General features: G+C 57.7%; 20 protein-coding genes. 4 read left to right on the forward strand and 16 right to left on the reverse strand.

Going from position 1 to position 26,648, the window contains the following annotated elements; all coding sequences use genetic code 11:
- Nucleotide 1: 1 nt before the first annotated feature.
- Entirely contained in the window at nt 2-787 is a 786-nt protein-coding gene (locus QMK51_RS28715; RefSeq protein WP_207238837.1) for an outer membrane lipoprotein-sorting protein, read from the reverse strand.
- Nucleotides 735-3,065 carry an efflux RND transporter permease subunit gene (locus QMK51_RS28720; protein WP_258698314.1) on the reverse strand — a complete coding sequence of 777 codons (2,331 nt, stop codon included), beginning with the start codon at nt 3,063-3,065 and terminating at the stop codon, nt 735-737. Before QMK51_RS28720 ends, QMK51_RS28715 begins: the two co-directional genes overlap by 53 nt.
- A gap of 141 nt (nt 3,066-3,206) precedes the next feature.
- Between QMK51_RS28720 and QMK51_RS28725 the strand changes: the two genes are divergently transcribed.
- From QMK51_RS28725 to QMK51_RS28740, 4 genes are all read left to right on the forward strand, one after another.
- Nucleotides 3,207-3,704, forward strand: coding sequence for a DUF1330 domain-containing protein (locus QMK51_RS28725; RefSeq protein WP_086945965.1), 498 nt, complete (start codon nt 3,207-3,209; stop codon nt 3,702-3,704).
- A gap of 22 nt (nt 3,705-3,726) precedes the next feature.
- Nucleotides 3,727-5,088 (forward strand): cytochrome P450, encoded by a 1,362-nt coding sequence (locus QMK51_RS28730; RefSeq protein ID WP_320392785.1) that lies wholly within the window; start codon nt 3,727-3,729, stop codon nt 5,086-5,088.
- Complete coding sequence (locus QMK51_RS28735) at nt 5,063-6,187, forward strand: hypothetical protein (protein WP_320392786.1); 1,125 nt, start codon at nt 5,063-5,065, stop codon at nt 6,185-6,187. Before QMK51_RS28730 ends, QMK51_RS28735 begins: the two co-directional genes overlap by 26 nt.
- 134 nt (nt 6,188-6,321) lie before the next feature.
- Complete coding sequence (locus QMK51_RS28740; RefSeq protein WP_320392787.1) at nt 6,322-6,768, forward strand: MarR family winged helix-turn-helix transcriptional regulator; 447 nt, start codon at nt 6,322-6,324, stop codon at nt 6,766-6,768.
- Nucleotides 6,769-6,909: 141 nt separating this feature from the next.
- Here the strand turns inward: QMK51_RS28740 and QMK51_RS28745 are convergent.
- The 14 genes from QMK51_RS28745 to atpG all read right to left on the reverse strand — a co-directional run bounded on the left by QMK51_RS28745 (nt 6,910) and on the right by atpG (nt 26,628).
- A protein-coding gene (locus QMK51_RS28745; protein ID WP_413817509.1) for an IS3 family transposase occupies nt 6,910-8,129 on the reverse strand; the annotation gives its coding sequence in 2 pieces (ribosomal slippage) (nt 6,910-7,790 and nt 7,790-8,129; 1,221 coding nt in all).
- A 168-nt stretch (nt 8,130-8,297) separates the two neighbouring features.
- Nucleotides 8,298-8,561, reverse strand: a complete 264-nt coding sequence (locus QMK51_RS28750) for a PAAR domain-containing protein (RefSeq protein ID WP_320392789.1) — start codon at nt 8,559-8,561, stop codon at nt 8,298-8,300.
- Nucleotides 8,562-8,688: 127 nt separating this feature from the next.
- Nucleotides 8,689-8,991 carry a hypothetical protein gene (locus QMK51_RS28755; RefSeq protein WP_320392790.1) on the reverse strand — a complete coding sequence of 101 codons (303 nt, stop codon included), beginning with the start codon at nt 8,989-8,991 and terminating at the stop codon, nt 8,689-8,691.
- Nucleotides 8,992-9,011: 20 nt separating this feature from the next.
- Nucleotides 9,012-9,497 (reverse strand): DUF4265 domain-containing protein, encoded by a 486-nt coding sequence (locus QMK51_RS28760; RefSeq protein WP_320392791.1) that lies wholly within the window; start codon nt 9,495-9,497, stop codon nt 9,012-9,014.
- Entirely contained in the window at nt 9,487-14,172 is a 4,686-nt protein-coding gene (locus QMK51_RS28765) for an RHS repeat-associated core domain-containing protein (RefSeq protein ID WP_320392792.1), read from the reverse strand. Before QMK51_RS28765 ends, QMK51_RS28760 begins: the two co-directional genes overlap by 11 nt.
- Entirely contained in the window at nt 14,169-17,075 is a 2,907-nt protein-coding gene (locus QMK51_RS28770) for a type VI secretion system tip protein VgrG (RefSeq protein WP_320392793.1), read from the reverse strand. Before QMK51_RS28770 ends, QMK51_RS28765 begins: the two co-directional genes overlap by 4 nt.
- A 128-nt stretch (nt 17,076-17,203) precedes the next feature.
- Nucleotides 17,204-17,719: an Hcp family type VI secretion system effector gene (locus tag QMK51_RS28775; protein WP_230139315.1), complete on the reverse strand. Its 516-nt coding sequence runs from the start codon at nt 17,717-17,719 to the stop codon at nt 17,204-17,206.
- Nucleotides 17,720-18,972: 1,253 nt separating this feature from the next.
- Complete coding sequence (locus tag QMK51_RS29155) at nt 18,973-19,431, reverse strand: TniQ family protein (RefSeq protein WP_413817510.1); 459 nt, start codon at nt 19,429-19,431, stop codon at nt 18,973-18,975.
- Nucleotides 19,432-19,589: 158 nt separating this feature from the next.
- Nucleotides 19,590-21,422, reverse strand: a complete 1,833-nt coding sequence (gene glmS, locus QMK51_RS28780) for a glutamine--fructose-6-phosphate transaminase (isomerizing) (RefSeq protein ID WP_320392794.1) — start codon at nt 21,420-21,422, stop codon at nt 19,590-19,592.
- A gap of 1 nt (nt 21,423) precedes the next feature.
- Entirely contained in the window at nt 21,424-22,203 is a 780-nt protein-coding gene (locus QMK51_RS28785; protein WP_320394582.1) for a DeoR/GlpR family DNA-binding transcription regulator, read from the reverse strand.
- Between the two features lie 201 nt (nt 22,204-22,404).
- Nucleotides 22,405-23,772: a bifunctional UDP-N-acetylglucosamine diphosphorylase/glucosamine-1-phosphate N-acetyltransferase GlmU gene (gene glmU / locus QMK51_RS28790; protein WP_320392795.1), complete on the reverse strand. Its 1,368-nt coding sequence runs from the start codon at nt 23,770-23,772 to the stop codon at nt 22,405-22,407.
- A 117-nt stretch (nt 23,773-23,889) separates the two neighbouring features.
- On the reverse strand, nt 23,890-24,315 hold the full coding sequence (locus tag QMK51_RS28795; protein ID WP_007934346.1) for a F0F1 ATP synthase subunit epsilon: 426 nt from the start codon (nt 24,313-24,315) through the stop codon (nt 23,890-23,892).
- 45 nt (nt 24,316-24,360) lie between these two features.
- Nucleotides 24,361-25,740 (reverse strand): F0F1 ATP synthase subunit beta, encoded by a 1,380-nt coding sequence (gene atpD, locus QMK51_RS28800; RefSeq protein ID WP_105342556.1) that lies wholly within the window; start codon nt 25,738-25,740, stop codon nt 24,361-24,363.
- Between the two features lie 27 nt (nt 25,741-25,767).
- Nucleotides 25,768-26,628 (reverse strand): F0F1 ATP synthase subunit gamma, encoded by an 861-nt coding sequence (gene atpG / locus QMK51_RS28805; RefSeq protein ID WP_007934344.1) that lies wholly within the window; start codon nt 26,626-26,628, stop codon nt 25,768-25,770.
- Between the last annotated feature and the right edge of the window lie 20 nt (nt 26,629-26,648).

A 26,648-nucleotide genomic window follows, 5' to 3' on the forward strand; every position in this document is an offset into this window, starting at 1 on the left:
ATCAACGCTGAGCGTCGAGGCTGCTCTTATCAAATGTCAGCTCGTTGTAGCCATTGCCAAAGCGGTAGTTGCTCCAGCGCATCCATGTCTGCTTGCCGGTCTGGTGGTTGACCATTCGCATCTCGCTGGCCCGCCAGTAGCGGTCCAGGTAAACACCATAACCGCTGTAGGTCTGGGTTTTGAGCAGCGCATTCTTGCGGTCGTAGTATTCGACCTTGAGCGGCCGGTAATACTGTTTGTCGAGCCAGGTGACCTGACGGGTGTAGCCGGAGCGCGGGTAAGCTGGGGTCATTTCCAGCTTGTACGCGTCCAACCCATCGACTACCTCGTCCCCCAGATACTGGTACTGATACTTATCGAGTTCCCAACTGGCCATGTCCTCGTAGGCGAACTCACTGCCCATAAATGGGCCTGACTTGTTCTCCGAAGCAATCCGTTTGACCCGACGCAGCGACGGGAAAAACTGCCACTGATCATCCGAGGTCAGACTATGGGCGTGGGTCAGTAAGGTGGTGCCACGCACGTCCGCCGGACTCAGAAAACGCACCAGGCTCTTGTCGCCATCGGCATGCACTTCAAAAAACTGCACCGCCAACTCACGGGTACTTACCGCGCCGTAGGCATTACGCAATTCCATTTGCAGATCCGCCGACATGTCCTTCCAGCCGATGTTGTGCTGGTCCGCCTGCCTGGCGATCTCCTGACCTTTCTCATCCGCCACGGCCACGCTCATCTCAACGAGGCAGAACAGCATCGCCAGGTACTTCACGCTCTTCAGTCCTTTCACGCTTCTTCTCCAATGTCAGTTCAAGCAACCCTGGCAGCAGGAAAAAATCCGCCAGCAGAGCAATCACTAATGTCAGGGCGGTCATCAGCCCCATTTCCTGGTTCAAGGCGAACTCGGATGTTGCCTGGACCAGGAACCCGGCCGTCAAGGTCAGCGAGGTCACCAACAAGGCCGGTGCCGTGCTGGCGAAAGCCTCGCCAACCGCTTCACCCACCGTCTGGCCGTGGGACTTGACCCGCTGCAACACCGCGTACATAAAGTGGATGGTGTCATCGACCACCACCCCCAGGGTCATGGAGGCGACGATGGCCACCGAGAACCCAACCTGCCCAACGCAGAGCCACCAGATACCCAGGGCCATGGCTGCCGGAATTACGTTCGGCACCATGGACAGCAGGCCCAGTTTCCAGGAGCGGAACAGCAGCATCAGCAAGAACGCAACCACCGCCGCCGAGGCGATGATCCCCCACATCATGCTCTCGATATTGCGCTGGCCGATGTGGGCGAAGATCAATGTGGTGCTGGCGGCCTTGGCTTCGATTCCCGGCGCGTTGCTGGCCAGCCACGACATCGAGCGACGCTCGAAGTCGAGCATCTGCCGGGTACTCAGTTCGTGCAGGGCCACCACGCTCCGGGTGACCGTACGGCTGACATCGATCTGGTTGTTCAGGTCAAGGCCATAAGGTAAGGACTGCTCGTACAGCAGCAGGCTCTGCGCCGCCACTTCGGTGCTTTCCGGCAGCCGATAAGCTTCCTCGGTGCCAGTGGTCAGGCTACGGTTGACTCGCTTGACCACGTCCGAGAGCGAACTGACATGGGCGACTTCCGACTGTTGGCGCAACCAGGTGGTATAGGCTTCCACCTGAGCCAGAAAGACCGGGTCATTCACGCCGCTGCTTGATTTGGACTTGAGCGCATACTCGATGGTGTAAAGACCGGTGAGGTTCTGCTCGGTGTAGTCATTGGCCTGCCGGAAAGCAGTCTCCGGGCTGAACCAGCGCAGATACTGGTCATTGAGCTCATTGCGCCCGGCCAACGAGGCCAGCACCACTACTACAGGGATGCTTAGCCACATCAACATCCGCGAGCGTGATTGTACCCAAGTGCCGAAGCGGGTCATTGCATGTTCAAGCGGATCACCTTTGGCGCTGGGCTTGAGTGGCAGCAGCGCAACCAGGCCCGGCAGCAGAAACAGGGTGAACAACCAGGCCAGGGCGATGCCGATCGAGACGATGTTGCCCAGGTCACGGAAAGGCGGGATCTCGCTGAAGTTCAGGGACAGGAAAGCCACCGCGGTGGTCAGACTGGTCACGGTGACCGGCACAAGGGTTTCGTGCAGCGCTTCACGCAATGCATCCAACCGGGTAGCACCCTTGCGCAGATGCATCAGGGTGACCGACAGCACATGTACCGAGTCCGCCACGGCGATCATCAGAATCACCAGCGGCGCAGACGCCGAGAGCGACGTCAGGCTCATGCCCAGCCAGCCCGCGATGCCCTCGGCGCTGGTCATGGCCAGATACACCACCGCCACCGCTGCCACTGTGGCCAGCACGCTGCGCAGCATGATCAGCGCGGCGATCAGGATCACCAGATAGACCCAAGGGGTCAGGTTGGCGGCGTCACCCAAGGCGGCTTCTAGGAAGGCGTTGTTGTACATCGCCATGCCCGTCAGGTGCACTTTGATCCCGGGAAACTTGGCTTGCGCCTCCTCAGCCAGCTGACGGGCGAAGCTCACCACCTCGCTATTCTCATAAGGAGAAACCCCGGCCAGGTGATACACCACATTGACCGCGGCGACGCTGCCGGCTTTGGACACCAAGCGGCCCACCAGCTGCGGCTCTGACAAGGCGATGGTGCGGACCCGCTGACGCTGCTGCTCGTTCAGGGCAGCGGCATCACGCACCAGATCGGCGACCTGGATGTTGTCCGCGTCGGCGTCGATATTCTGGAAGTTACTGAGGGAATCCACCCGCACCGAATAAGGTGTCTGCCAGGCGCGCTGGGTGATCCATTGCAGCGCTTCAAGGGACGACTGGCTGAACACGTCGCCCGACTCCGGCGCCACCACAATGAACAGGTTGTCCGACCGGTCAAAGGTCGCCTGCATCTGCTCCTGCGCCATCAGCTCCGGGTTGTCCGGGGCAAGATACACCCGGTAATCGGTACTGAAGCCGAGTCGGCTCTGCCCCAGGCTGGCCAGATATGCCAGCCCTAGAAACAGCAGCAGGAACCCCCATCGCAAGCGCACTACACCTGACACTATCGTTCTCATCATTTTGACATCCGTTCCAAAAGGGCCATGTGATCGACGGTGCGCAAGCTATAGAACAACATCTTTTACGTCAACAGTTGACGTGCAAACATTTAGCTTGTAGTTTTTTTACGTCAAATATGACGTCATATAAAGGAGCAAGACATGAAGCTGAACGTAATCAGCGAAGCAAATCAGCCCACCGCGGCATCGGCTGTAGTGCTGGACGGTCGGGTTTCCCAACCGATGTTTGGGGAACTGGAAGTGCGTCGCCTGCAACTTTCCCCTGCGGCGGACGGGCAACCGGGGGTTCACGTGACAGGCGTCAAACAGGATCTCGCGCGCTGGGCCGAAGTCCAGGGCCCCACCATGCTGGTGGCCTTTCAGTTCCAGGCACCTAATGCCTCAGACAACGCCGATGCCCTGGCCAAGTATGTCGCCGACCGCGAACCAGCCCTGACCCGCCACGGTGGGCACGTGGTGATCAGCGCTGTCACAGAGCGTGGTGAGCAGTGGTCCTTCGACGGCTTCGAGATCATCGAATTCCCGTCGGCGGACGCCGTGGGCCAACTGATGCAAGACCCCGACTACCGCAATCGGACTGCGGCTTCCAGCGCGGTATTCGGTGGCGCCTTCGCCATGGCACCGATCCAAGCCGCCTAAAGCTGCAATCAAGGACGATAGGATGAACGCTTTTGCGCTAGGCCCTCGCGGGCATATGCTTTTCGGCTGCTCTGAGCGGTTTCGTAACGAACCGCTGGCACTCTTGAACGAGTGTCGGCAGCGCTACGGTACCCTCGTACGATTGCCCGTCGGTTTTGGGGCTTCCTTCTGCCTGGCCTTCGACCCGGCCGATCTCGATACCATTTTCCAGGGCGAAAACTTCGGTCGCAGCGATATCGCCGCGGCCTTCGGCCCCCTGGCGGGTGGCAGCATGATCATCGCCGACGGCCAGAAGTGGAAGGAGCAGCGCAAGGCGGTCATCCCGTCGTTTGCCCTGCCGCGCCTGCGTGAGCTCGCGCTGAATGTCGACGCCCTGGCTCACGAACGCGTGGCCGACTGGTCCAATCGCGTGGACCACAACGGCGACATCGACCTGCAACACGAAATGGTCGAGTACGCCATGGACGTGCTGACCCAGTTTCTCTTCGGACACCGCATCGGCGCCCAGGCTATTGCGCGCATCTCGCACGGCTGGACCCTGAGCCTGCGCTACATGAATATCCGTCTGTCCTCGCCGGTTCCGCTTCCCGATTGGTTGCCGACGCCGAACAACCGCCGGCTGCACAACGCCGCCGGGCAGATCGCCACGGTCCTGCTGGAAATCATTGCCCAGCATCGCAGCAGTACCGACGCAGCCGCTGGCGGTTTCCTTGGCGACTTGATCGACTACCGCGATGAACAAGGCCAGGCCCTCGATGATCAGCTCATCCTGCGGGAAATCATGGGCGTGTTCCTGGCCGGCTTCGATACCGTCGCCTCAGCCATGATGTGGACCTTGGGCGATCTTGCCAAATACCCGAGCTGGCAGCAGGCGGTACGCGATGAATTGAATTCAGTCGCCACCAGCAGCCGGCTCGACCTGAAAGACACGCCCGTGCTGGAACAATGCTTTAACGAATCCATGCGCCTGTCGCCACCGCTGTGGCTAATCGATCGCAAAGCCGCCCAACCATGCGTACTCGGTGGCCAACGGGTGCCGGGAGGCACCAACATCATCATGAGTCCTTGGGTGACTCACCGTGACCCATCCTTCTGGGAGCGGCCTCTGGACTACCATCCCGAGCATTTTGCGGCGACGGCGCCCAGCCGTCCCAAGTACGCCTTCTTTCCCTTTGGCGGCGGACGGATGAAGTGCATTGGCATCGGCTTGGCACACTTGCAATTGAAGGCGCTGCTCCGGCAGGTGCTGACAAACTACGAGCTCAATGTGCGCCCGGAACACTTGCCTGAAATTGAACCGGCATTCGTTCTACGGACTCGCAATGGCCTGAAGACTTCTCTGACCAGGCGCGTAGCTCATGGCGTATCCACTGTCGCGATTTAGCCGAGGACTGCTGCTGGCTTGCCTGACAATCACCTTGAGCCCCTGCGCAAGCAGCACAGAGGAGCAGTACAAGCTGACATTCCAGGGCAATGGCTACGAGCCGGCGCGCACGTCTTTTGCAGGTCTGCAGTTCAAGTGGGATCGCCATGAACCACTGCTCGAGCAGATGTCGTTGGACATGGAGGTGGAATTACAGTGGGCGGGGCTGGACCGATACGACGCCGCGGACCTGCGCGAGTTTTCGTTGTCCTACCGACCGGGGCCCTGGCAACTGGGGGTCGGACTAAGCCGGGTGTTTTGGGGGGTCACCGAGTCCCGGCATCTGGTCGACGTGGTGAATCAGGTTGACCTCAGGTTCGACCCAGATGGAGACGCTCGCCTCTCACAACCTATGGCCTCGGTGGGCTATCGCGGCCTGGGGCAAAACATGACGTTGTATGTCCTACCCTGCTATCGCGAGCGTCCGGACGCGCTGATCTTCGGTGAACATGGCGCGCAGGACCCTGCCTATGAGCAGGACCTCTTCACGCCACTGCGCTGCTCCGGGCAGACCGACTTTGCCGTGCGCGCCACCCAGGTAGCCGGCCCTGCGGATATTGGCCTCAGTTACTTTCGGGGTCACAGCCGCGACCCCTACGCGGGGCACTCACCTTCCAGCTTCGACCCGGCGTACCCTGAGGTGGACAGGCTCGCCGTCGACACCCAAGTCACCCTGGGCGCCTGGCTGTTGAAGCTTGAAGCGTTGCTTCAGGACAGTGAGTACGGGGTTGATCGGGCCAGTGTCTCGGGCTTCGAATATACCTGGGTGTCGGCCTTCAATGGTGCCAGTGACCTATCCCTGCTGTACGAGCACCTGACCGACACCCGATGCGACAGCATCATTGCGTCATGCGGCGAGATGCTGGGAGTCCGATGGATTGCCAACGACGTCGCGGACACCAACCTGCTGGTATCCACCGTGAGGGATCGCCAAAGTGGCTTATGGGGTCTGAAAGTTCAGGGCAGCCGGCGCCTTGATGAGCAACTGAGTCTGCTGCTCAACAGCGGTGGTATGTACCGAGCAAGGTACCTGTCCGTTGGGCTATCCTATGCGTTTTGATCATATTGGCAGCCCGTTTTTAGCTCTGCCCTGCTTTACGCGTGGCAACAACAAACTACAGGATGGTTTTCAGGGCATGAGGCCATCTTGAACGCGTTTTGCTCGATCGCCCACTGCATTCAGAGGTACGAATAGTGGCACGTAACAGCAATGCTGAACCCGTACTACGCAACCTGTTTTGCTTCAACTTCTATCGTGGATGGCGAGGCATTTCTGAGTTCTACAGAAAGTACCTGCCTGAAGGTATATCCGCACAGCAGAGCTACCTTCTGGAGCTTTGCCAAACGGATAAGGGCATTCTGGTGGGAGATATTGCGCATCAGCTTGAAATAGACATCTCGGCAGTGTCCGGGCTGCTAAAGCGCATGGAGGGCAGCAGCCTGATCAGACGAGAAGTCCTACCGTCGAACCGACGTCAAACCTTAGTGTTCCTTACTCTTCAGGGGGAAGAGCTACGTAAGGAAGTCCATCAGTCGATGATGATTGCTGATCGTTTGTTATCTGAAGCTATCCGAAAAGAGGACAAGCTTTCGCTGATCAGAGTGGTCGATCAGATCAGACACCTCATAGACGCCGAGTGAGCATTAAAATTCTGCTGAATCGGCCCTAGTTTCTAGACACCTCCATGTAAGCGTACGCCGAACTCACCCTGCGTGGATTAGGCAGAAATGTGCCAATTGGTCGTTGGACTTGCCCCTACCAAACCGGACACCAACTCCCCGTTAAATTGATGCTGCCGCCAAGCGCCTGAATTCCCTCGGTGAACGATAGTTCAAGGCGCTGTGCGGATGCTGCTCGTTGTAATGCTCGAAGGCAATGGTCAGGTTGCGCAGCGCCGTTTCGCGATCCGGCTTGGGCATGTGCACCACGTAATCACGCTTGATCGTCTTCACGAAGCTCTCGGCCATGCCGTTGCTCTGTGGGCTGCGTACTGGGGTGGTCACCGGTTGCAAGCCGATCTGTCGAGCAAACAGGCGTGTCTGTTCGGCGGTGTACGCCGAGCCGTTGTCGCTTAGCCATTGAACTGGCGTGGTGGGTAGTTGATCACCAAAACGCTTCTCCACGCTTTCCAGCATCAAGTCGCGGATATCATCGCCGCTGTACCCGGTCGGGCTTGCCACCCAGCCTATGGCTTCGCGATCACAGCAATCGAGGGCGAAGGTCACGCTCAGTTTCGCGCCGTCCTCGCAGCGGAACTCAAAGCCGTCCGAGCACCAACGCGTATCGCTGTTTTCCACGGCAATACGGCCTTCGTGCCGACGGGGCACGCCGGGCTGTTTGATCCGGCGTTCAAGCAAAAGGTTGTGGTCACGCATCACCCGGTAAACCCGTTTCACGTTGACCGCCGGCAGCGACCGTTTTTCACGTGCACGACGCAGCAGTCCCCAGACGCGACGGTATCCATAGCTGGGCAGTTCGCTGACCTCTTGCTGGATTTCAGCGACCAGCTCTACATCGTTCACAGGCCTGCTTCGCCGTGTCTTGGGCGATACCGATTGCTTGATTCGAACCGTTAATTGCGAGCGCGCCACACCGAGACATTCGCTGACCAACTTCACTGGTCGTCCCCCGGCAACAAGGGTGAGTGCGCAATCCACTTTCGCGACCGGGCGATCTCCACGGCCTCTTTGAGGATTTCCGCTTCCATCGTTTTCTTGCCCAGCATCCGTTGCAGCTCACGGATTTGCTTGAGCGCATCGCTCAGCTCGGAGGCAGGCACCACGGCTTCGCCTGCACTGACCGCCGACAGGCTGCCGTCCTGGTAAAGCTTGCGCCACAGGAACAACTGGTTGGCATTGATGCCGTTACGCCGAGCCACCACCGAAACGCTTTGCCCTGGCTCAAGACTCTCGCGAACCATGGTCAGTTTTTGCTCTGGGCTCCAGCGGCGCCGCCGCTCCTGGCCCAAAAGCTCCCCACTCTTATCGTTGCTGTTAGTCATAAACATAACCGTTTGCCTATCCCTTATCGTAAGGGGGAAACGGTGTCCTGTCTTTCATGGCAGGCAAGTGATCGAAAACATCGATAATCAGTCTGCATATCGCCTACTCGAAATGCAGACTGTTAGTCGCACCAAGTGGCAATAGAGCCAAGCATGAAATCGGATGGATCAGCTGACCACTGCGCCTTTCGGGCCGCTTGCAATTAGCGCGGCACCGCAGGCGGTTTTCATGCCGTCCAGAGCGATGGGCGTACCATCAACGGTGTAGGTGCTGCTGCCTTCAGCAATAGGGAAGACACCTTTGCAAACTGGGCAGCTGACCTTGTGACCGACGCCAGCAATGGCCTTGCCGTTGAGGTCAGTATGGGAGAATGCTTCGAGCACCTTGCCACCATGAGTGGTGGAGTCGCCCAAGCGGATAACGTCTTTCATGTTGTCACTCCATTGACTTGGGAGCTGGATGCAGCTATTCAGACGTCTTAATACCCTTCGGTGTCGATAATGAATTTCGCACCTGTGGGCAGGCACAGATAACTCAGCACCAGCGCCAGCATTTCGTTCAAATGGTGAGCATGAACGTGCGTGTAGAAAACAACCGCCGCTGAATACTCACCGCAGTGTATGAACCAGCTAACAGTCCCTCCTTCAGGCAGTCAACTCTGCTGCCATAAACCGGGGACTGGCCTACAGTCTGCAAGGCGACGGCAACCATTTCCTCAGGAGCATGCACCACCAGTTCGTCCTTCTCACAAATATTTATCTGAGACTGACTGGGATGCAACTCCGCACTTTCCTTCACAGCAGCTCCCGAAAAATTCACTACCCCTATCTTGCTGGTTCTACTGGCGAAAATAATCCACATTCTTATTCCAGTCATTCCCTCTAACTATCCAACCACCAATTGAGCAGCGTTTCGTCTTCTGCATCATCGATATTTTTGTAGATGTTCGCGTAGTACCACTGAACCCCGGTCTGTTCATGGAAGGCGTTAAAAAATTTCGCAATTCTATCCATTCCATTTTCCGCAGGAATTGCTAATGACAAATTCCCCCTATATACGCCGTCCAAGGTACCGTTGAGCTCGTTTGCAACATCCGCCTCAAGCACCTCCAGCCGCTCTGGCGAAATGTGTTTGGAGTAGATGTGGATACAAAAATTGCCCCCCCTCTTCAAAACCTCGGCGTGTGTCTGAGGATTTTCTAACGAAATTATATCTCCTCGTGCCAGATTCAAAGCCAGCCCCGGGGAAGACAGAAGCTCATATGTATGTTCGTCAATTTTGCGAGCCGGCAGCTGTTCAAATACCGGACCTTTTGAGTTTTTTCCGGCATACACACGGATAAGTTCTGCTGATTGATCATCGACCATAGGGTGCTCCACAGCTTCCACGTTCAACACACGACATGCCTTCTTTGACATAACCACTACTACCAGCACTCAGATTACACGAAGCGCCTTCAAGAGCGATGTTAACCCTCGCAAGGTTACCACCCTTGGAGGTCGGGACATTGGTGTGCCCCAAATGCATATCTTTAGGGTTTTTCGAACTACCGCCACATCGCCAACATACATAGTCATCCGAGCCGCTTTCCTCCAATAGTTCCTCTCGGCATGCTTCTTGGCCCCGGCGATGGCCTCCATCAATTTTACTGGCTGCGATATCAGCAGCGCTCGCCCCTTCACCATCCCGCTTGGCAAACTTGGAGGGAGCCTTTCTCGCCAACCCAAGTGGATCGATCCACTCAGTAGGATTCGGTGCGTACTGATGAAGATTGGTTCCGCCCGCAAATCCTATCGGGTCTTTGCTGAGGAACCTTCCTACCGCAGGATCATAATATCGATATCGGTTGTAATGCAGTCCAGTCTCATGATCGTGGTACTGCCCCTGAAACCTTATCGGGTTCGTCACGTCATACTGCCGCGCCCAATCCGAGCGCTGCTCCGTCACCTGCCCCCATGCCTTGTACTGCGCGGTCCACGCCATGTTGCCTTGTGAATCGGTCAGTTCCTGTGGCGTGCCGAGGTGATCGCACTGATACCAGGCCAACGCATCAAACGGTAATGCCGTGGCCTTGTGATTCCACAACGGATCGTCTTCGAGGCTGTATTCACCGCTGTAATCCGGTTGGCCCATCAGGTTGATTGGTGCGTGACGCACGGCCTGCGCGACGGGCACGAAGGTACCGGGTTCAAAGACGTAATGAACCGTGCGACCCGGCGCGCCATCGCTCTGCGCCGGGCTGCTTTCCCAGGCGAGGTTGTCGCCGTCCCATCCGTACAAGGTAAAGCCGCAGCCCAGTTCGCGTTGTTTGCGGGCGTGCTCGTTTCTGTTCCAGAGCGAACCTGCCTCCGGGCGCTGTTTGTAGTGCGCGCGGGAGTTTTTGTGCAGGCGTCTTCCCAATGCGTCGTAGGCGAAATCCACGCTCAGGCGCGAGTCTTCGAAATGCACCAGTCGATCAAACAGGTCCCAACGCAGATCGCTGCGTTGGCCGTTGTGCCATCGCTGGATCTGGTTGCCGCGTTCGTCGTAGTCGTAATGCGTACCGGCGTATTCGCGCAGCAGGTTGTCGACCAGTTTGCTGCGCGGAGGCGTCAGGTCCAGTGGGCGGCAAATTTCCGTCGCTTTGTCGTCCAGCAGGTTGCCGGCCGGGTCGAAGGCGAAGGTTTCCACGCCTTGACGCGTGGTGGCGCTGAGCAGTCGGCCGACAGGATCATAACGATAAGAAAGCGGGCCGCGACGGCTGTCATTGATGTCGGTCAGTTGGCCGGCGGCGTCGTATTTGTACTCGCGTTTGAGCAATGTGGATTTGTCGTCGCTGCGCCCCAGCAGTTGTTCTTGCAAGCGACCGGCCGGATCCCATCTCTGGGTCTGTAGCAGGTGATTGCCTTGATGGCGGGCGACTTCGCGATGCAGGTCATCGCGCTCGTAGCCGATCAGTTCGTGTTCATCCAAGCGAATACCCAGCAAGTGGCCGCTGCCGTAAGTGAGCCAACTGACGCGGTGACCGTCTGGACGGGTCGTGGCGATACACTGGTTAAGGACGTCGTATTCGTGCTGCCAAACTGCGACTATCGGACTTTCCAAACCTAGATAGTGTTGATGCTCACGCAGAATATTTCCTGCCGGATCATAAAACCATTGCAGGCGGCTGTCGGCGTTGCTGGCCAGCACCATATTGCCGTTGCCGTCGTAGGCGAAGGTTTCGCTTTGCGACCGATCGCCCAGAGTCGCGCGGCGTTCCGTCAGTTGGCCCATCGGGTCGAAGCTCACCGAGATCACGCGCTTGCCAATGATGGACTGGGCGAGGCGACCAGTTAGAGGGTCGTACTGATAGCGTGTGCTGCGCCCGTCAAATCCGCTCTCTTCCAGCAATCGACCGACCGGGTCGTAGTGGAAGTACGTGCGTTGTTCGTTTTCGTTTTCTAGGGCTGTTAATCGCCCGAGACGATCCCAGCGATAACGCAAGGTTTGCTCGGCGGCGTCCACGCGTTCGGAGATCAAACCGGCGGCTGTGTAACTCCAGGTGGTGCAGCGGTCGAGGCCATCAACATGCGCCAACAACCGACCTTCGGCGTCGCGCTCAAAGCGTTCCTCGGTCTTGTCCGGGTGCTTGATCAGCGCCAACTGCCCGGCTTTGTATTCGTATTCGGTGGCGTTGCCGGCGGCGTCGGTGAAGCAGATCATCTGCCCCAGTTCGTTGTATTCCCAGGCGCTGGTTTTGCCTGAGCAGTCGACGTATTCCACCAGTTGGCCGGCGTCGTTGTAGTCCAGGGCCTTTTCGTTGCCGTTGGCGTCCTTGATCGCGGTGGGCTGGCCGGCCTTGTTGTAGGCGTATTCGGTTTTGTTGCCCAGCGGATCGAGCGCTTCGACCAGATTGCCTTGATCGTCATAAGCGCGTTGCCATTGGCCGCCCTCGGCGTCGCTGATCTTGATGAGCAGGTCCTGATCGTCGTAGGCGTAATGCATCACCGTGTGATCGGCGCGGATGTGCTCAAGCAGGTTGCTGCGCTCATCGTAGCTATAACGATCCGTGCTGCCGTCGGCATTTACGCGACGTACGATGTTTTTCGCGTCGTCGCGGAAGAACCATTCCGAACGCTCATCGGCGTAGCGAATGCGGTAGGTGTAGCCAAGGATGTCGTAGTAGTGCCAGGTCTCGTTGCCGAGAGCATCCGTGACGTAAGTCAGACGGATGTTTTCGTCCCACTCCAGACGCGTGTCGAAGCTGCCGTCGTCCGCCCATTCGCGCACGGCTTTGGCTTTGGCACCCTGGCCGTCCCACTCCAGATTCATGCCACGACCGGTACGGTCGGTATAACGGGTGATCAGGTGATGTTGGTACTGATACGACCAGACTGCGCCGTTCTCGTCCTGCGCCTGAATCAGGTCGCCATAGGCGTCGTACTGGTAGGCACAGAGTTGTCGCAGTGGGGCACCGTCAACGATTTGCCAGAGGCCGATCAGCCGGCCGTGATCGTCGATCATCGTGCCGAGGTGCAGGTGGACTTTGCTGATGTCGTTTTCTTGATAGGTGATCAGGTCCGAGAGCACCGACTGTTCGCCGTGACGATGCTCGTAATGCAGCATGATTCCGGCGCCGTTGCGCAGAGAAATATTGGTCAGCACAAAGCGCTGGCCATGGCGGACGTAGGTTTCCTTACGTTCGAAGCCACGGCACAACAGCAACTGGTCTTCGCCACTGCGAACCAGTGTGATGTTTTCGATGGCGTCGTAGTGAAACAGACCGAGTTTGGGCAGCGGATAGCTGTGGTCGCGACCATCGGAGCCGTAGAACTTCAAGCCGTCGTCCACGCAGTCGAAACGTGTGGTGAATTCACTGATCCAGCGAGCGCCGAGTTCGCTCTGATCGTAGGCGTCGAGGCGTGAGTTGTAAGTGCGTGTCCATTCGATCGGGAATGGCCCTGGTAATCTGAAATCGGTATGACTGAGTCTTTCCGAACCCAAGGCAAAACTGATGCTGTGGCACGTGCCGGTGCAAGGCCCGTCTTTCTTCGGATCGGGCTCGCGATTCGCCGGAGCCTGTTTGCCGTTGGACCCCAATTGACCATCGGACGCCGTGTGCCTTGCCTGACCGGTCTTGTCCGGGTGCACCCCGGCGCTCTGGCCGTGGGCATTACGCTTGCGCCACAACGTTACGGCGCTGGACAGGATCAGCAGCAACCAGCCAATGGAGTTCTGCACCGATTCATCGTCGAGCTTGCTCAACTGAGTGCGCAGCTCCGGCCCCATCGCGCGCAGTTTTTTGATTTCGTGGGAAACGGTTTTTTTGAAGTCATCGGGCACCAGATTCTGCGCCACGCTGTTGGCCAGGCCCTTGCCAGCCGCTTTATAAACACCTGCGGCAGCCCCGAAAACATTGCTGAATGACCCCAGCGGATCATTCTTGAATTGATCGGCTGCTGCGCTTGCCTGTGCGCTGGCCGCATTCAGATCACCTTTGGCATCCAGATTGCCGAAAGCCACCGCTTCGATGCCTTTGGCAATCTCGTTGATGACTTCTTCGCCGAGCTTGCCAGCGTCCGCCAGGATGCCGGGCAATTTGCCTTTGGCCTGTTCAACAAAATCATCCAGCGTGCCGACAATCGAGGCGTTCAGGTGCCCGACCAACACCTCGATCACGGATGCACTGAGCAACATCTTGCTGCTGGCCTTCATCTCCTGACGCACCAGAAACAGCGTCGGGCGCAGGGTCATGCGCGCAGCGGCCATCGCTGGCGGCAACGGCAAGACACCGATAAGGTTGATGCCAAGGCTGGCCCAGGCGAGCAAGTCGCGTTGCTTCGCGTTCGACAGGGTGACAATGTCACCCAGCGCATCGACCAGCGCCATGATGTTGCCCACCACCGGCAAGAAGCCGGCGTAGTTCTTGATTCGATCAAGAGTGACCACGCCATCGGTGGCAGATTGCAGCCAGGCATCGAAAGTGGCCGCACTGCTGGCGACGTCCTGAATGTCGATGGCATTCAGTGGAACGATGGCAACCTGGGGTTCACGTTTTACAACAGCAGTTTCAGTCGTCATGACAGCATCTCACCCGCCAGCAGGCCCGGGGTTTTCAAGGAAGGTTTTGGAAGCGTCGGTGCCGGCAGAGTCGGCAACTTGCCCGCCTTGCTCGCAGCCCCGAGAAGTCCGGAAGCACTCGGCATTGCCGCACTCGCCAGTTTCGGCAACCCGGCCACCCCGCCCTGCACCACGCCTTTCACTTGCTGTGCTGTTTGCATCGCACCTTTTGCGGTCTGCATCGCACTCATCCCTGTTTGCGCCAAGTCCTTGCCCTTCTCCAAAACATCCCAGTTCTTACTCGGCAACACTTGCGCGACCATCGCCTGCACCTGACTCGGCACGTCTTCCGCCCCCGGTGGATTTAACGGCCATTCCGGTTTGCCGATGTAGCTGCCATCGCTCCAGGTGTCCGCCGGATCCTTGCCAAACAGCACGCGAGCCGGCCCTGGCGCAGCACCGGCGACGCTGGCGAAACCTTTGCCGTCGAGCTTGCCCTTGATGCTTTTGCCCAAGGCGTCGATGACTTCGTAATCGCCTTCCTTGATGCCTTGGCGCCCGGCGTACTGGTTGAACAGTTCCAGATTGCCCTTGCCCGGTTTCGGCGGTTCCGGAAATACACCGGCCAGACTTTTCGCGCCGGTGTAGGCGAAGTTCGCCGCGTGCGCGGTGTACGGGCCGCTGGTGGCGTGGGTGATGCCGCCAGCGTTGTAGGTGGTGGCGCTGCCGCCACCCTGGATCACCAGTTCGGTCTTGGCGGTGACGGTGATGCGGTCGGCGTTGGCGGTGATGTTGAGTTTGGCCAGCAGGTTGATGCTGTCCTTCAGCGCCCGTACGTCGATGTCGCCGGAGGCCGCGACCAGACGCCAGCCCATGCTTTGCACGAACAGGCGCATGCCGCGACTGGCACTGGCCAGCAGGCGTTTGCCGATCGACAGACTGGTGTGGCCGGTGCTGCTCAGCGCCAGGTGTTCGCCGGTGGCGATGTGGCTGGAGCGCGGCGTGGTCAGGGCGATGCCGGCCGGGCTGGCGAGCACCAGATGCGGTTCGGTGAATTCCGGAAATTCGTTGGCCGCCATGTTCGCCGGGCCCGAGCCGAGCACGCCTTGATACTGGGCGTGCAGCGCCTTGGCCACGTCGTCCTGATCGCCCGCTTCCTGCGCTTGCAGTTCTTTGGCTTGCACCGCAAAGCCGTCCTGCTGATCGCTCGCGGTGGCGAGGCGTTCGGCGGTTTCCGGCAGATCCTTGTGATGCTTGGATTCGTTTGGACGCGGTTCGGTGGTGATCAGCAAACCGGCGGCGGCGCGCACCGCGCCGTGACGGTCGGTGCGCAACTCGAAACCTTCGCCACGCGGCTGACCGCCGCTCGGACGCGGATGGGTCAGGTAGCCGAGGTTGATCGCACTCGCGCCATGATCACTGCGCAGCGCGATGCTGATCTCGCTGGTGGTGTCGTCGATGCGCAGTTCGTTGGCGCGACTGCCCTTGTATTCCTTGCTCTTGACCGTCGCCAGGGTCTTGAAGTCCGGCAGTTTGTACGGCGGCAGATTCGCGCCGTGGTACAGGCAACCGGTGATCAGCGGCTGGTCGGGATCACCTTCCAGAAAGCTGATCAGCACTTCCATGCCGACCCGTGGAATGTTGATCGAACCGAAGGTCTGCGCTGCCCAGTTCGAGGCCACGCGCATCCAGCAGGTGGTCATGTCGTCGTGCTTGCCTTCGCGATCCCAGAAGAACTGCACCTTCACCCGGCCATACTGGTCGCAATAAATCTCTTCGCCTTCGGGGCCGGTGACCACCGCACTTTGCGCGCCGAGCACTTTCGGTTTCGGGTGATCCAGCGGCGGACGGTACGGCACGTCCCACGGGATCGCGTTGAAGCGGTTGCGATAGCCTTGGTGAAAATCGTCTTTCAGCTCGGTGGTATCGCTGGTCACCGACTCTTCCAGCACCTGCGGCTGCTTGCCTTCATGGAAGATTTCAGTGAGCAGCCACAGGTCGTTCCAAGTCGGGTTGGCGTGCTCGGTCAAGGCGAGGAAATGCCCGGTGACCAGGATAGGCTGGTCGCTGTTGCCCTCGGCCAGACGATAGTCGCTGCGGTGGCGTTCCAGCGCACGATTGGCCAGATGCCGGCCACGGTCGCGATCAACGAACCGGCCCGGGTAGTCGTAGTCTTCCAGATCCGGCTGAGCCGAGCTTTTTGCATCGCTTTCCAGCTCGATCTTCGGCTTGATGAAGTCGTAATCGCGCCGTGTGGTACGGCTGGTGCGGGTGGCCAGACGCAGACCGAAACGCTTGACCACCGGTTTGTCGGCGACCAGTCCGGAGTCCTGCTGATAAGCCACTGGCGCGAGTTTCGGGAACACCGTCTGGTCATCGCCGAAGGTCAGTTTGTGGCCGCTGGCGGTGTGCTGGAAGTGGTAGTGAATCCCCTCCTCTTCGCACAGGCGCTGGACGAAATGCAGGTCACTCTCGTCGTACTGCGTGCAGTAGATGCGCTCGGGATAGATCGCGCTCAGCTGGAAGTGGTAATCGCTGGCGAGGATGCCGTGTTCTTCCAGCACCTTGCTGATGATCTGCTGCACCGTCATCTGCTGGAAAATGCGCTGATTGAAGCGGTGCGCCAGGTAAGCCAGTTGCGGGCGCAGGGAGATCTTGTAGCGGGTCAGGCGTTTGCCTGCCTCGCCCTGGGCAATGCTGTAGACCAGCCCGTGAATGCCCGTTCCGCTCGGCGACAGCTGAAGGAACGCTAGTTTGTGCAGCACGCTTTCGAGGTTGATCGAGGCCTTTTCGCTAACCAGTTCCAGCTCGAACTCGAAGGGCGTGTTGAGTGCCTCTCGACCGGTGAACGACAGCACCTGGAAGTCGCTGTCGATGCCATCGACAGTGAGATTGAAATGAGGCTGGTTGGCCGGTGAGAACATCCCTTGTTCCTCGCGCAATGCTGCGACGCGCACCAGCCCGCTGTTCGGCTGGTCGCGAAAAATTCTTTAAGTAGTGAGTGTGCCTCGACCGGCGAAACCGGCCGAGGCGGTAAAACCATCAGCCGTAATTAAACGACCGGAACACGCCAGTCATCGGAACCCGAAGTACCGGATACTTCGTGGGTCCAGGTGATTTTGCGGTAGGTGAATTGCACTTCTTCCAGGTGGGTGAAGTGCGAATTGCCTGGATCCTGGCAGTTGTGCATTTTGTTGTTGATGGCGACGATGATCGCGTCTTCCAGTTTGGTGGTGTAGTAGTGCTCTTGGGTACCTTGAGCCGAAGTACGGAACCACTGGATAACGATTTCGCTCATGCGCTCGCCGGAAGTCAGAGCGGCTTGCAGCAGTGGCGAAGCCTTGTCGTAGACCTTGGTGATCACAACTGGTTTGTGAACGCGCTGACCGGTTGGCTGACCGGATTGCGGGTCACGCGGGATGATCACGTCGTGGCTGAACGCCTGAACCATGACCTGGTCTTCGTGACCTTCCTGGTAGGTGTTGCCAACGGAGTCAGCGGTGAAAGCGCCGGCAGTGATCAGGCCTTGTTTTTCGCCAGTAACGGACATGTACGCTGGTGTTGCCATGGGTGTGTGCTCCTTGCTGAAAATTAGAAGTGCCCGGAGGCGAAATCGCTCGGTGGGTGGCTTACTGCCATCAAGGAGCGCGCCAAGTTTGGCGAGGGGCCCGGGATGCGGGGTCTTGGCCGCTCCAGCGGGCGAAATTGATCGAATTTTGATCAGCGATCAAGCCAAAAGTGCGCAAGAAGTTGCGCAGTACTGCGCAACTTCTTGCGCACTTGGCTACAGGCCACGCCACGTAAGGCCTACAGAGCTTCAGAGGGGTGTTTTATTATGGGGTACTGCGCAACTTCTTGCGCACAATGGCGAAATGGTGGCTCTTCATAATGGAGTACTTCGATCATTCAGGCTATTGAGGATGAACAGGCGGCGCGTTGGCTCAGCCAGGACAACAGTCACAGCGGTGCATAGAGGATAGTGATCCCGATTCCTAACACCCGGTTCTGCGCCGATGGACGGTCGAAGCAGAAGCTTGTGAAAACCTTTATTGTTTTGTGACAACCTTTTATGTTCGTAAACAGGTCATTCCGCCGTCTGAAGGGGTGACCGACACGCATACGAAACAGTTCAAGGCAGCATCATAATTCTCGTAGCGTACTTTACTTCGAAAACCTATTGCTGCCTGTATATACCCGGCGGCGCATTTCCAACATGTCCGGGTCGAGGTTGAGGACCTTTCCTCTTTGGTCGCTCAAAGTTACAGCAGGGATAATACACGGGCCGCCAATCCCAAATCCCGCGATTTTCCTTAGCCGGGAAAGGACAACACCAAACCCCCACACCATGTTCATAGTTCTCTTGAACGAAATGTGTTGATTCCTGGTGCCCTGCGATATAAGTCGACCACAATGATTCTATCGGGCGAATTTCGTCCCCGTATGCTATTACATCACTAACGAAGTCAATAAATTTATCATAGACTTCGACTATAGCTTGGATAATATAATCAGTGGACTCTCTGTGTGGGAGCCTGTTTACAGACCTCGCTTTTTTGACAATTCCCAGCCGCCATTTTATTTTATCTCCCAACTGCATGTTAGATCCTGAATTACAGGTTCTACACTTGAGGTTATTATTTTTTGGACTTTATCATTCAAGGCTGCGAGAACTGCCTCCTCCGAAAGGTGATGGGTGAATGAAATAATGTCTGTAAAAATCTGAGCTTTCTTTAGCTCAAATGGATCTGTATTCAACGTCACAGGGCAGTCTTTTAGATGCAGTCCCTCACAGGTAGTCCACATCACCGCCAGATCATGACCTCAATGGCAAAACTGCTTGTCACAGGAGGGGCAGCGTTTAACTAGCTCTACATTGTGCTCAGCGCAGACTTTTAGCTCACAACAGTGAGCACGCCGCCAGAACGAAAATCCCAAGCGTTCAATATCTTCTAAAACACAAACCGGACAAAACCCTGATGGCTCTCTATTTGAGTCGAAGCACCTTGAATAACTTATGTACTCACTTCCGGAGTACGAGATATCTTGAATATTCTTAAAAGCCTCCGTTAACGGATTGTTAGTATGCCTATGTAGCATTTTATTCAAGCCGTAGCAGCCAACCCATCCCAGCATTTCGGCGATTATCAAAATATTCGCTCTTGAAGGACAGTTTTTTGGAAACTTCCGGAAAATTTCCTCCGATGAATATTTTCCTTTAATAAATAGAGTTCTTTCCACAAAGGAACGTACAGTTTCCTCAGGCTGAATCACTAATATCATTTTGGTCGTTAAAACCTTGAGCTGCGCCCTGAGCAGGGCGCGGAGGGAAGCGTCGCTGGCTACTCAACCAGATGGGGCAGAGGCGCCAGCGACAGACTTTATTTGGTTCCGACAGACTTTATTTTGTAGTTTCAGTGTTTCGATCACCTGTGGATAACTTATTCCACCGTCACCGACTTTGCCAGATTTCGCGGCTGATCAACGTCAGTGCCTTTCAACACGGCCACGTAATACGAGAGCAACTGCAACGGAATGGTGTAGAGGATCGGCGACAGGATGTCGTGGATGTGCGGCATCTGGACAACATGAGTACCTTCGCCATTGGTCATGCCGGCCTGCTCGTCGGCAAAGACGACCAGCTGACCGCCACGGGCGCGGACTTCCTGGAGGTTGGACTTCAGCTTCTCCAGCAACTCGTTGTTCGGCGCCACGGTGACCACCGGCATGTCGTTATCCACAAGCGCCAGCGGGCCATGTTTCAGCTCGCCCGCCGGGTAGGCTTCGGCGTGGATGTAGGAGATTTCCTTGAGCTTGAGAGCCCCTTCCATCGCCACCGGGAATTGCGCGCCGCGACCGAGGAACAGCGTGTGGTTCTTCTCGGCGAACAGTTCGGCGATTTTCTCCACGGTGCTGTCCATGGCCAGGGCTTCGCCCAAACGGGTCGGCAAGCGACGCAGTTCTTCGACCAGTGTGGCTTCGACGCCTTCAGCCAACGTGCCGCGAACCTGACCCAGGGCCAGGGTCAGCAACAGCAGGCCAACCAATTGAGTGGTGAAGGCTTTGGTCGAGGCCACGCCGATTTCGCGACCGGCCTGGGTCAGCAGCGTCAGGTCCGACTCACGCACCAGGGAACTGATGCCGACGTTGCAGATCGCCAGGCTGGAAAGGAAGCCCAGTTCTTTGGCATTGCGCAGGGCGGCCAGGGTGTCGGCAGTTTCACCAGACTGGGAGATGCTCACGAACAGGGTGTCGGGCTGCACGACCACTTTGCGGTAACGGAATTCGCTGGCGACTTCGACCTGACACGGGATACCGGCCAGTTCTTCGAGCCAATACCGAGCAACCATGCCGGCGTGATAGCTGGTGCCGCAGGCGACGATCTGTACATTGCGCACCTTGGCGAACAGCTCGGCAGCTTGGGGACCAAATGCCTCGACCAGCACCTGGCTCTGACTCAGACGACCTTCAAGAGTACGTTGCACCACAGCCGGCTGCTCGTGAATCTCCTTGAGCATGTAATGCCGGAATTCGCCCTTATCAGCGGCTTCGGCCCCGTCACGGTACTGAACGCTTTCACGCTCGACGAGCGCGCCGTTGATGTCCCAGATCTGCACGCTGTCGCGGCGAATTTCGGCGATGTCGCCTTCTTCCAGGTACATGAAACGGTCAGTGACCTGACGCAGGGCCAACTGGTCGGAAGCCAGGAAGTTTTCACCCAGGCCCAGACCGATCACCAGCGGGCTGCCACTGCGGGCCGCCACCAGGCGATCCGGTTGCCGGGCGCTGATCACCGCCAGACCGTAAGCACCGTGCAGTTCTTTGACGGTCGCTTTCAGGGCCGCGGTCAGATCGGGCTGTTCATTGAGTTTTTCGTTGAGCAAATGCGCGATGACTTCAGTGTCAGTGTCCGACGTGAATACGTGGCCCAGCGCCTTGAGTTGCTCACGCAGGGCTTCGTGGTTCTCGATGATGCCGTTGTGCACCACCGCCAGATCGCCTGAAAAATGCGGGTGAGCGTTGCGCTCGCACGGCGCGCCATGGGTCGCCCAGCGGGTATGGGCGATGCCCAGACGGCCAATCAGAGGCTCTTCGACCAGCGCCTGTTCCAGTTCGCTGACCTTGCCCGGACGACGCACGCGCAAGAGTTTTTCATCGTTGGTGTACACCGCCACGCCGGCGCTGTCATAACCACGGTATTCCAGACGCTTGAGACCTTCGAGCAGGATGGCGGTAATGTTCCGTTCTGCGACTGCACCAACAATTCCACACATGCTAGTTCTCCTGACTGACAGCGGCGCAAATCACATTGATGCCGCGGGCCTGAATCTGATCGCGTGCCGCAAGCGGCAGGCGATCATCGGTAATGAGGGTATGGACGCTGCTCCAAGGCAGCTCCAGATTGGGAATTTTGCGGCCGATCTTGTCGGCTTCGACCATCACGATCACTTCGCGGGCGACCTCGGCCATGACACGGCTCAGGCCCAGCAACTCATTGAAGGTGGTGGTCCCGCGCACCAGATCGATGCCATCGGCGCCAATAAATAACTGATCGAAGTCATATGAGCGTAGTACCTGCTCTGCCACCTGGCCCTGGAAGGACTCGGAATGCGGATCCCAGGTACCACCGGTCATCAACAGCACTGGCTCGTGCTCAAGTTCAGTCAAGGCGTTGGCGACATGCAGAGAGTTGGTCATCACCACCAGACCCGGTTGTTGGCCGAGCTCCGGGATCATCGCGGCGGTGGTACTGCCGCTGTCGATGATGATGCGCGCATGCTCGCGAATCCGCGTGACGGCGGCGCGGGCAATGGCCTGCTTGTATTTGGAAACCGGTTGGCCGATGTCGGCGACCAGCTCCTGAGGCATGGTGACTGCTCCGCCATAACGACGCAGCAACAGACCGTTGCTTTCGAGCGCCGCCAGATCCTTGCGAATCGTAACTTCCGAGGTTTCGAAGCGCTTGGCCAGTTCGTCCACGCTGACTTCCCCCTGCTCGTTGAGCATGGCGAGGATATTGTGGCGGCGTTGGGGCGTGTTGCGTTTCGACATGATTAGGTAAGTTTCGATTCGAAAGATAACGTAAGCAATAAAAACCTATCGGCGAAACTTCGTCAAGCCAGCATCAGAAAAAAAGGATGTGTGGATAACCCATAAAAAGATCGCAGCCTGCGGCAGCTCCTACAGGGAATTCGTGTTCACTCTGTAGGAGATGCCGCAGGCTGCGATCTTTTGATCTTTCAATCTGTGGATAACTTAACTCTTCTTGATCTTCTCCGGCCGCTTCCAGCCGTCAATGTTCTTCTGCCGCGCCCGGCCAACAGCCAACTGGGCTTTATCCACATTCTGGGTAATGGTCGAACCGGCCGCCGTGGTCGCACCCGCAGAGATATCCACAGGCGCCACCAACGAGTTGTTGGAGCCGATGAACACATCTTCACCTAGCACGGTTTTCCACTTGTTGGCGCCATCGTAATTGCAAGTGATGGTGCCTGCGCCGATGTTGGTACGCGCACCGATCTCGGCATCGCCCAGGTACGTCAAGTGACCGGCCTTGGCGCCTTCACCCAGGTGAGCGTTCTTCAGCTCGACAAAGTTACCCACATGCGCGCGAGCTTCCAGCACTGTGCCGGGACGCAAACGAGCGAACGGGCCGGCATCGCTGCCTTCGCCGAGAATCGCGCCTTCAATATGGCTGTTAGCCTTGATCACCACGCCTTTGCGCAGGGTGCTGTCCTTGATCACGCAGTTCGGGCCGATCACTACGTCGTCCTCGATGACCACTTTGCCTTCGAGGATCACGTTGATGTCGATCAGCACATCGCGGCCGACGATCACTTCGCCGCGCACATCGAAACGTGCCGGGTCGCGCAGGGTCACGCCTTGAGCCATCAAACGCCGAGCAGCGCGCAGTTGGTAGTGACGCTCCAGCTCGGCAAGCTGCCTGCGATCGTTGGCACCCTGCACTTCCATGGCGTCATGGGGTTGTTCGGTGGCCACCACCAGACCATCGCTGACCGCCATGGCGATCACGTCAGTCAGGTAATACTCGCCCTGAGCGTTGTTGTTGGAGAGGCGGCCCAGCCAATCGCCCAACCGTTGAAAAGGTACTGCCAGAATGCCGGTATTGCCTTCGGTGATCGCACGCTCGGCTTCGTTGGCGTCTTTCTGCTCGACGATGGCAGTCACATTGCCGGCGGCATCACGGACAATGCGACCATAACCGGTCGGGTCATTCAGTTCGACGGTGAGCAGGCCCAATTGCTTCGGTGCAGCCTGCTTGAGCAGACGTTGCAGGGTTTCGACTTCGATCAGCGGTACGTCACCGTAGAGAATCAGCACGGTGTCGGACTCGATGAACGGCACAGCCTGGGCCACCGCATGACCGGTACCCAGCTGTTTGTCCTGCAGGACAAAATTCAGGTCATCGGCGGCCAGACGCTCGCGCACCGCTTCGGCGCCGTGGCCGATCACTACATGGATGCGCTGTGGATCAAGTTGCCGGGCGCTGTGGATAACATGACCAAGCATTGAATTACCGGCAATCGGATGCAGGACTTTCGGCAAGGCCGAACGCATGCGAGTGCCTTGGCCGGCAGCGAGGATAACGATTTCAAGGGACATGACTGGCTACCAATCCTGGGTGGTCAGCAACTGCGACCAAGTGATGAAAGTCGGAAAAGAAAAAAGGGTAGCCGAGGCTACCCTTTTTAATCAATCGCACAACAAGTCGATGGCCGATTAGTGGCCGAACTTCTTGCGGATCTGCTGGACGGTGCGCAGCTGAGCTGCAGCCTCGGCCAGACGTGCGGCAGCAGAACCGTAATCGAATTCCGCGCCTCGCTCATGCAAGGCTTTTTCGGCAGCCTTAACGGCTTCCAAAGCTGCGGCTTCGTCCAGGTCGGCAGCACGTTGCACGGTGTCGGCAAGAACCTTGACCATGTTCGGCTGAACCTCGAGGAAACCACCGGAGATGTAATACACCTCCTCTTCCCCGCCCTGCTTGATCAGGCGGATCGGGCCCGGCTTGAGATTGGTGATCAGCGGCGCGTGACCCAGAGCGATACCAAGATCACCCAGTGCACCGTGCGCAACCACCATCTCGACCAGGCCGGAGAAGATTTCCCCTTCCGCGCTGACGATATCGCAATGGACTGTCATAGCCATCTGATTGCCTCAACCTAAATTAGCGCCCGTTGCCGGGCGCCGGGATTACAGTTTCTTGGCTTTCTCGATCGCTTCTTCGATGCCGCCGACCATGTAGAACGCTTGTTCTGGCAGGTGGTCGTAGTCACCGTTGAGGATGCCTTTGAAGCCAGCAATGGTGTCTTTCAGGGAAACGTATTTACCCGAAGCACCGGTGAAGACTTCAGCCACGAAGAACGGCTGCGACAGGAAGCGCTGGATCTTACGAGCACGGTTTACCAACTGTTTGTCGGCTTCCGACAGCTCGTCCATACCCAGGATCGCAATGATGTCCTTCAGTTCTTTGTAACGCTGCAGAACATACTGTACGCCGCGAGCGGTGTCGTAGTGGTCCTGGCCGATCACGTTCGGGTCCAGCTGACGCGAAGTCGAGTCCAGTGGATCGACCGCCGGGTAGATACCCAGGGAAGCGATGTCACGGGACAGAACGACGGTAGCGTCCAAGTGGGCGAAGGTGGTCGCTGGCGACGGGTCAGTCAAGTCGTCCGCCGGTACGTATACCGCCTGGATCGAGGTGATCGAACCGTTTTTGGTCGAAGTGATACGCTCTTGCAGAGTACCCATCTCTTCGGCCAGGGTCGGCTGGTAACCTACTGCGGAAGGCATACGGCCCAGCAGTGCGGATACTTCAGTACCGGCCAGGGTGTAACGATAGATGTTGTCGACGAACAGCAGAACGTCGTTACCTTCGTCACGGAACTTCTCGGCCATGGTCAGGCCGGTCAGTGCTACGCGCAGACGGTTTCCCGGCGGCTCGTTCATCTGACCGTAAACCAGTGCCACTTTGTCCAGAACGTTGGAGTCCTTCATCTCGTGGTAGAAGTCGTTACCCTCACGAGTACGCTCACCCACACCAGCGAACACGGAATAACCGCTGTGCTCGATGGCGATGTTACGGATCAGTTCCATCATGTTTACGGTTTTGCCTACACCGGCACCACCGAACAGACCAACTTTACCACCCTTGGCGAACGGGCAAACCAGGTCGATAACCTTGATGCCGGTTTCCAGCAGGTCGTTGCCGCCCGCTTGTTCAGCGAAGGTTGGCGCAGGACGGTGAATGCCCCAGCGCTCTTCGGTGTCGATCGGGCCAGCTTCGTCGATCGGGTTGCCCAGTACGTCCATGATCCGGCCCAGAGTCGCTTTACCGACCGGTACGGAGATGGCAGCGCCAGAGTCGGTGACTTCCAGACCGCGCTTCAAGCCCTCGGTGGAACCCATCGCAATGGTACGAACCACGCCGTCGCCCAGCTGTTGCTGAACTTCCAGAGTGGTTTCGGCCGCGCTTTGTACTTTCAGCGCGTTGTAGATGCTCGGTACGCTGTCGCGTGGAAATTCCACGTCGATAACGGCGCCGATGATTTGAACGATACGTCCGCTACTCATAGCTGGATCCTCTGAATATTTGAACCGTTAAACCGCGGCAGCGCCGCCGACGATTTCCGAGATCTCTTGGGTGATCGCAGCCTGACGCGCCTTGTTGTAGACCAGCTGCAAATCGCTGATCAAATCACCGGCGTTGTCGGTAGCGTTCTTCATCGCGATCATCCGCGCAGCTTGTTCAGCCGCGTTGTTCTCGACCACCGCCTGGTAGACCTGCGACTCCACGTAACGGACCATCAAGCCGTCAAGCAGCTCTTTGGCGTCCGGTTCGTACAGATAATCCCAGTGGTGCTTGAGTTCCTGATCCGGGGTTGCCACCAGTGGAATCAACTGCTCCACGGTAGGCTGTTGTGTCATGGTGTTGATGAACTTGTTGGACACCACGGACAGGCGGTCAATACGGCCGTCCAGGTAGGCATCCAGCATCACCTTGACGCTGCCGATCAGGTCATTGATCGACGGCTCTTCACCCAGGTGGCTGATAGCTGCAACGACGTTACCGCCGAAGTTGCGGAAGAAAGCCGCACCCTTGCTACCAACGACACACAGATCGATCTCGACGCCGTTTTCGCGGTTTACCGCCATGTCCTTGACCAGAGCCTTGAACAGGTTGGTGTTCAAGCCACCACACAGACCACGGTCACTGCTCACCACGACGTAACCGACGCGCTTTACTTCACGGTCGATCATGAACGGGTGGCGATATTCCGGGTTGGCGTTGGCCAGATGGCCAATAACCTGGCGGATGCGCTCCGCGTAAGGACGGCTAGCAGCCATGCGCATTTGTGCCTTGCGCATTTTGCTGACCGCCACTTTTTCCATGGCGCTGGTAATCTTTTGCGTGCTTTTGATGCTCGCAATCTTACTGCGAATCTCTTTTGCGCCTGCCATGTAACACCTATCAGGTTAGC

This window comes from Pseudomonas sp. P9_31, assembly GCF_034008235.1.
GTDB lineage: Bacteria > Pseudomonadota > Gammaproteobacteria > Pseudomonadales > Pseudomonadaceae > Aquipseudomonas.

What these genes read in the sequence shown, in the direction of transcription:
- atpD (WP_105342556.1), bottom strand. Translation starts at nt 25,740, where the DNA reads ATGAGTAGCGGACGTATCGTTCAAATCATCGGCGCCGTTATCGACGTG.
- atpG (WP_007934344.1), bottom strand. Translation starts at nt 26,628, where the DNA reads ATGGCAGGCGCAAAAGAGATTCGCAGTAAGATTGCGAGCATCAAAAGC.
- QMK51_RS29155 (WP_413817510.1), bottom strand. Translation starts at nt 19,431, where the DNA reads ATGATATTAGTGATTCAGCCTGAGGAAACTGTACGTTCCTTTGTGGAA.
- QMK51_RS28795 (WP_007934346.1), bottom strand. Translation starts at nt 24,315, where the DNA reads ATGGCTATGACAGTCCATTGCGATATCGTCAGCGCGGAAGGGGAAATC.
- QMK51_RS28765 (WP_320392792.1), bottom strand. Translation starts at nt 14,172, where the DNA reads ATGACGACTGAAACTGCTGTTGTAAAACGTGAACCCCAGGTTGCCATC.
- QMK51_RS28760 (WP_320392791.1), bottom strand. Translation starts at nt 9,497, where the DNA reads ATGGTCGATGATCAATCAGCAGAACTTATCCGTGTGTATGCCGGAAAA.
- QMK51_RS28725 (WP_086945965.1), top strand. Translation starts at nt 3,207, where the DNA reads ATGAAGCTGAACGTAATCAGCGAAGCAAATCAGCCCACCGCGGCATCG.
- QMK51_RS28750 (WP_320392789.1), bottom strand. Translation starts at nt 8,561, where the DNA reads ATGAAAGACGTTATCCGCTTGGGCGACTCCACCACTCATGGTGGCAAG.
- QMK51_RS28730 (WP_320392785.1), top strand. Translation starts at nt 3,727, where the DNA reads ATGAACGCTTTTGCGCTAGGCCCTCGCGGGCATATGCTTTTCGGCTGC.
- QMK51_RS28735 (WP_320392786.1), top strand. Translation starts at nt 5,063, where the DNA reads ATGGCGTATCCACTGTCGCGATTTAGCCGAGGACTGCTGCTGGCTTGC.
- QMK51_RS28770 (WP_320392793.1), bottom strand. Translation starts at nt 17,075, where the DNA reads ATGTTCTCACCGGCCAACCAGCCTCATTTCAATCTCACTGTCGATGGC.
- glmS (WP_320392794.1), bottom strand. Translation starts at nt 21,422, where the DNA reads ATGTGTGGAATTGTTGGTGCAGTCGCAGAACGGAACATTACCGCCATC.
- QMK51_RS28755 (WP_320392790.1), bottom strand. Translation starts at nt 8,991, where the DNA reads ATGTGGATTATTTTCGCCAGTAGAACCAGCAAGATAGGGGTAGTGAAT.
- glmU (WP_320392795.1), bottom strand. Translation starts at nt 23,772, where the DNA reads ATGTCCCTTGAAATCGTTATCCTCGCTGCCGGCCAAGGCACTCGCATG.
- QMK51_RS28775 (WP_230139315.1), bottom strand. Translation starts at nt 17,719, where the DNA reads ATGGCAACACCAGCGTACATGTCCGTTACTGGCGAAAAACAAGGCCTG.
- QMK51_RS28720 (WP_258698314.1), bottom strand. Translation starts at nt 3,065, where the DNA reads ATGATGAGAACGATAGTGTCAGGTGTAGTGCGCTTGCGATGGGGGTTC.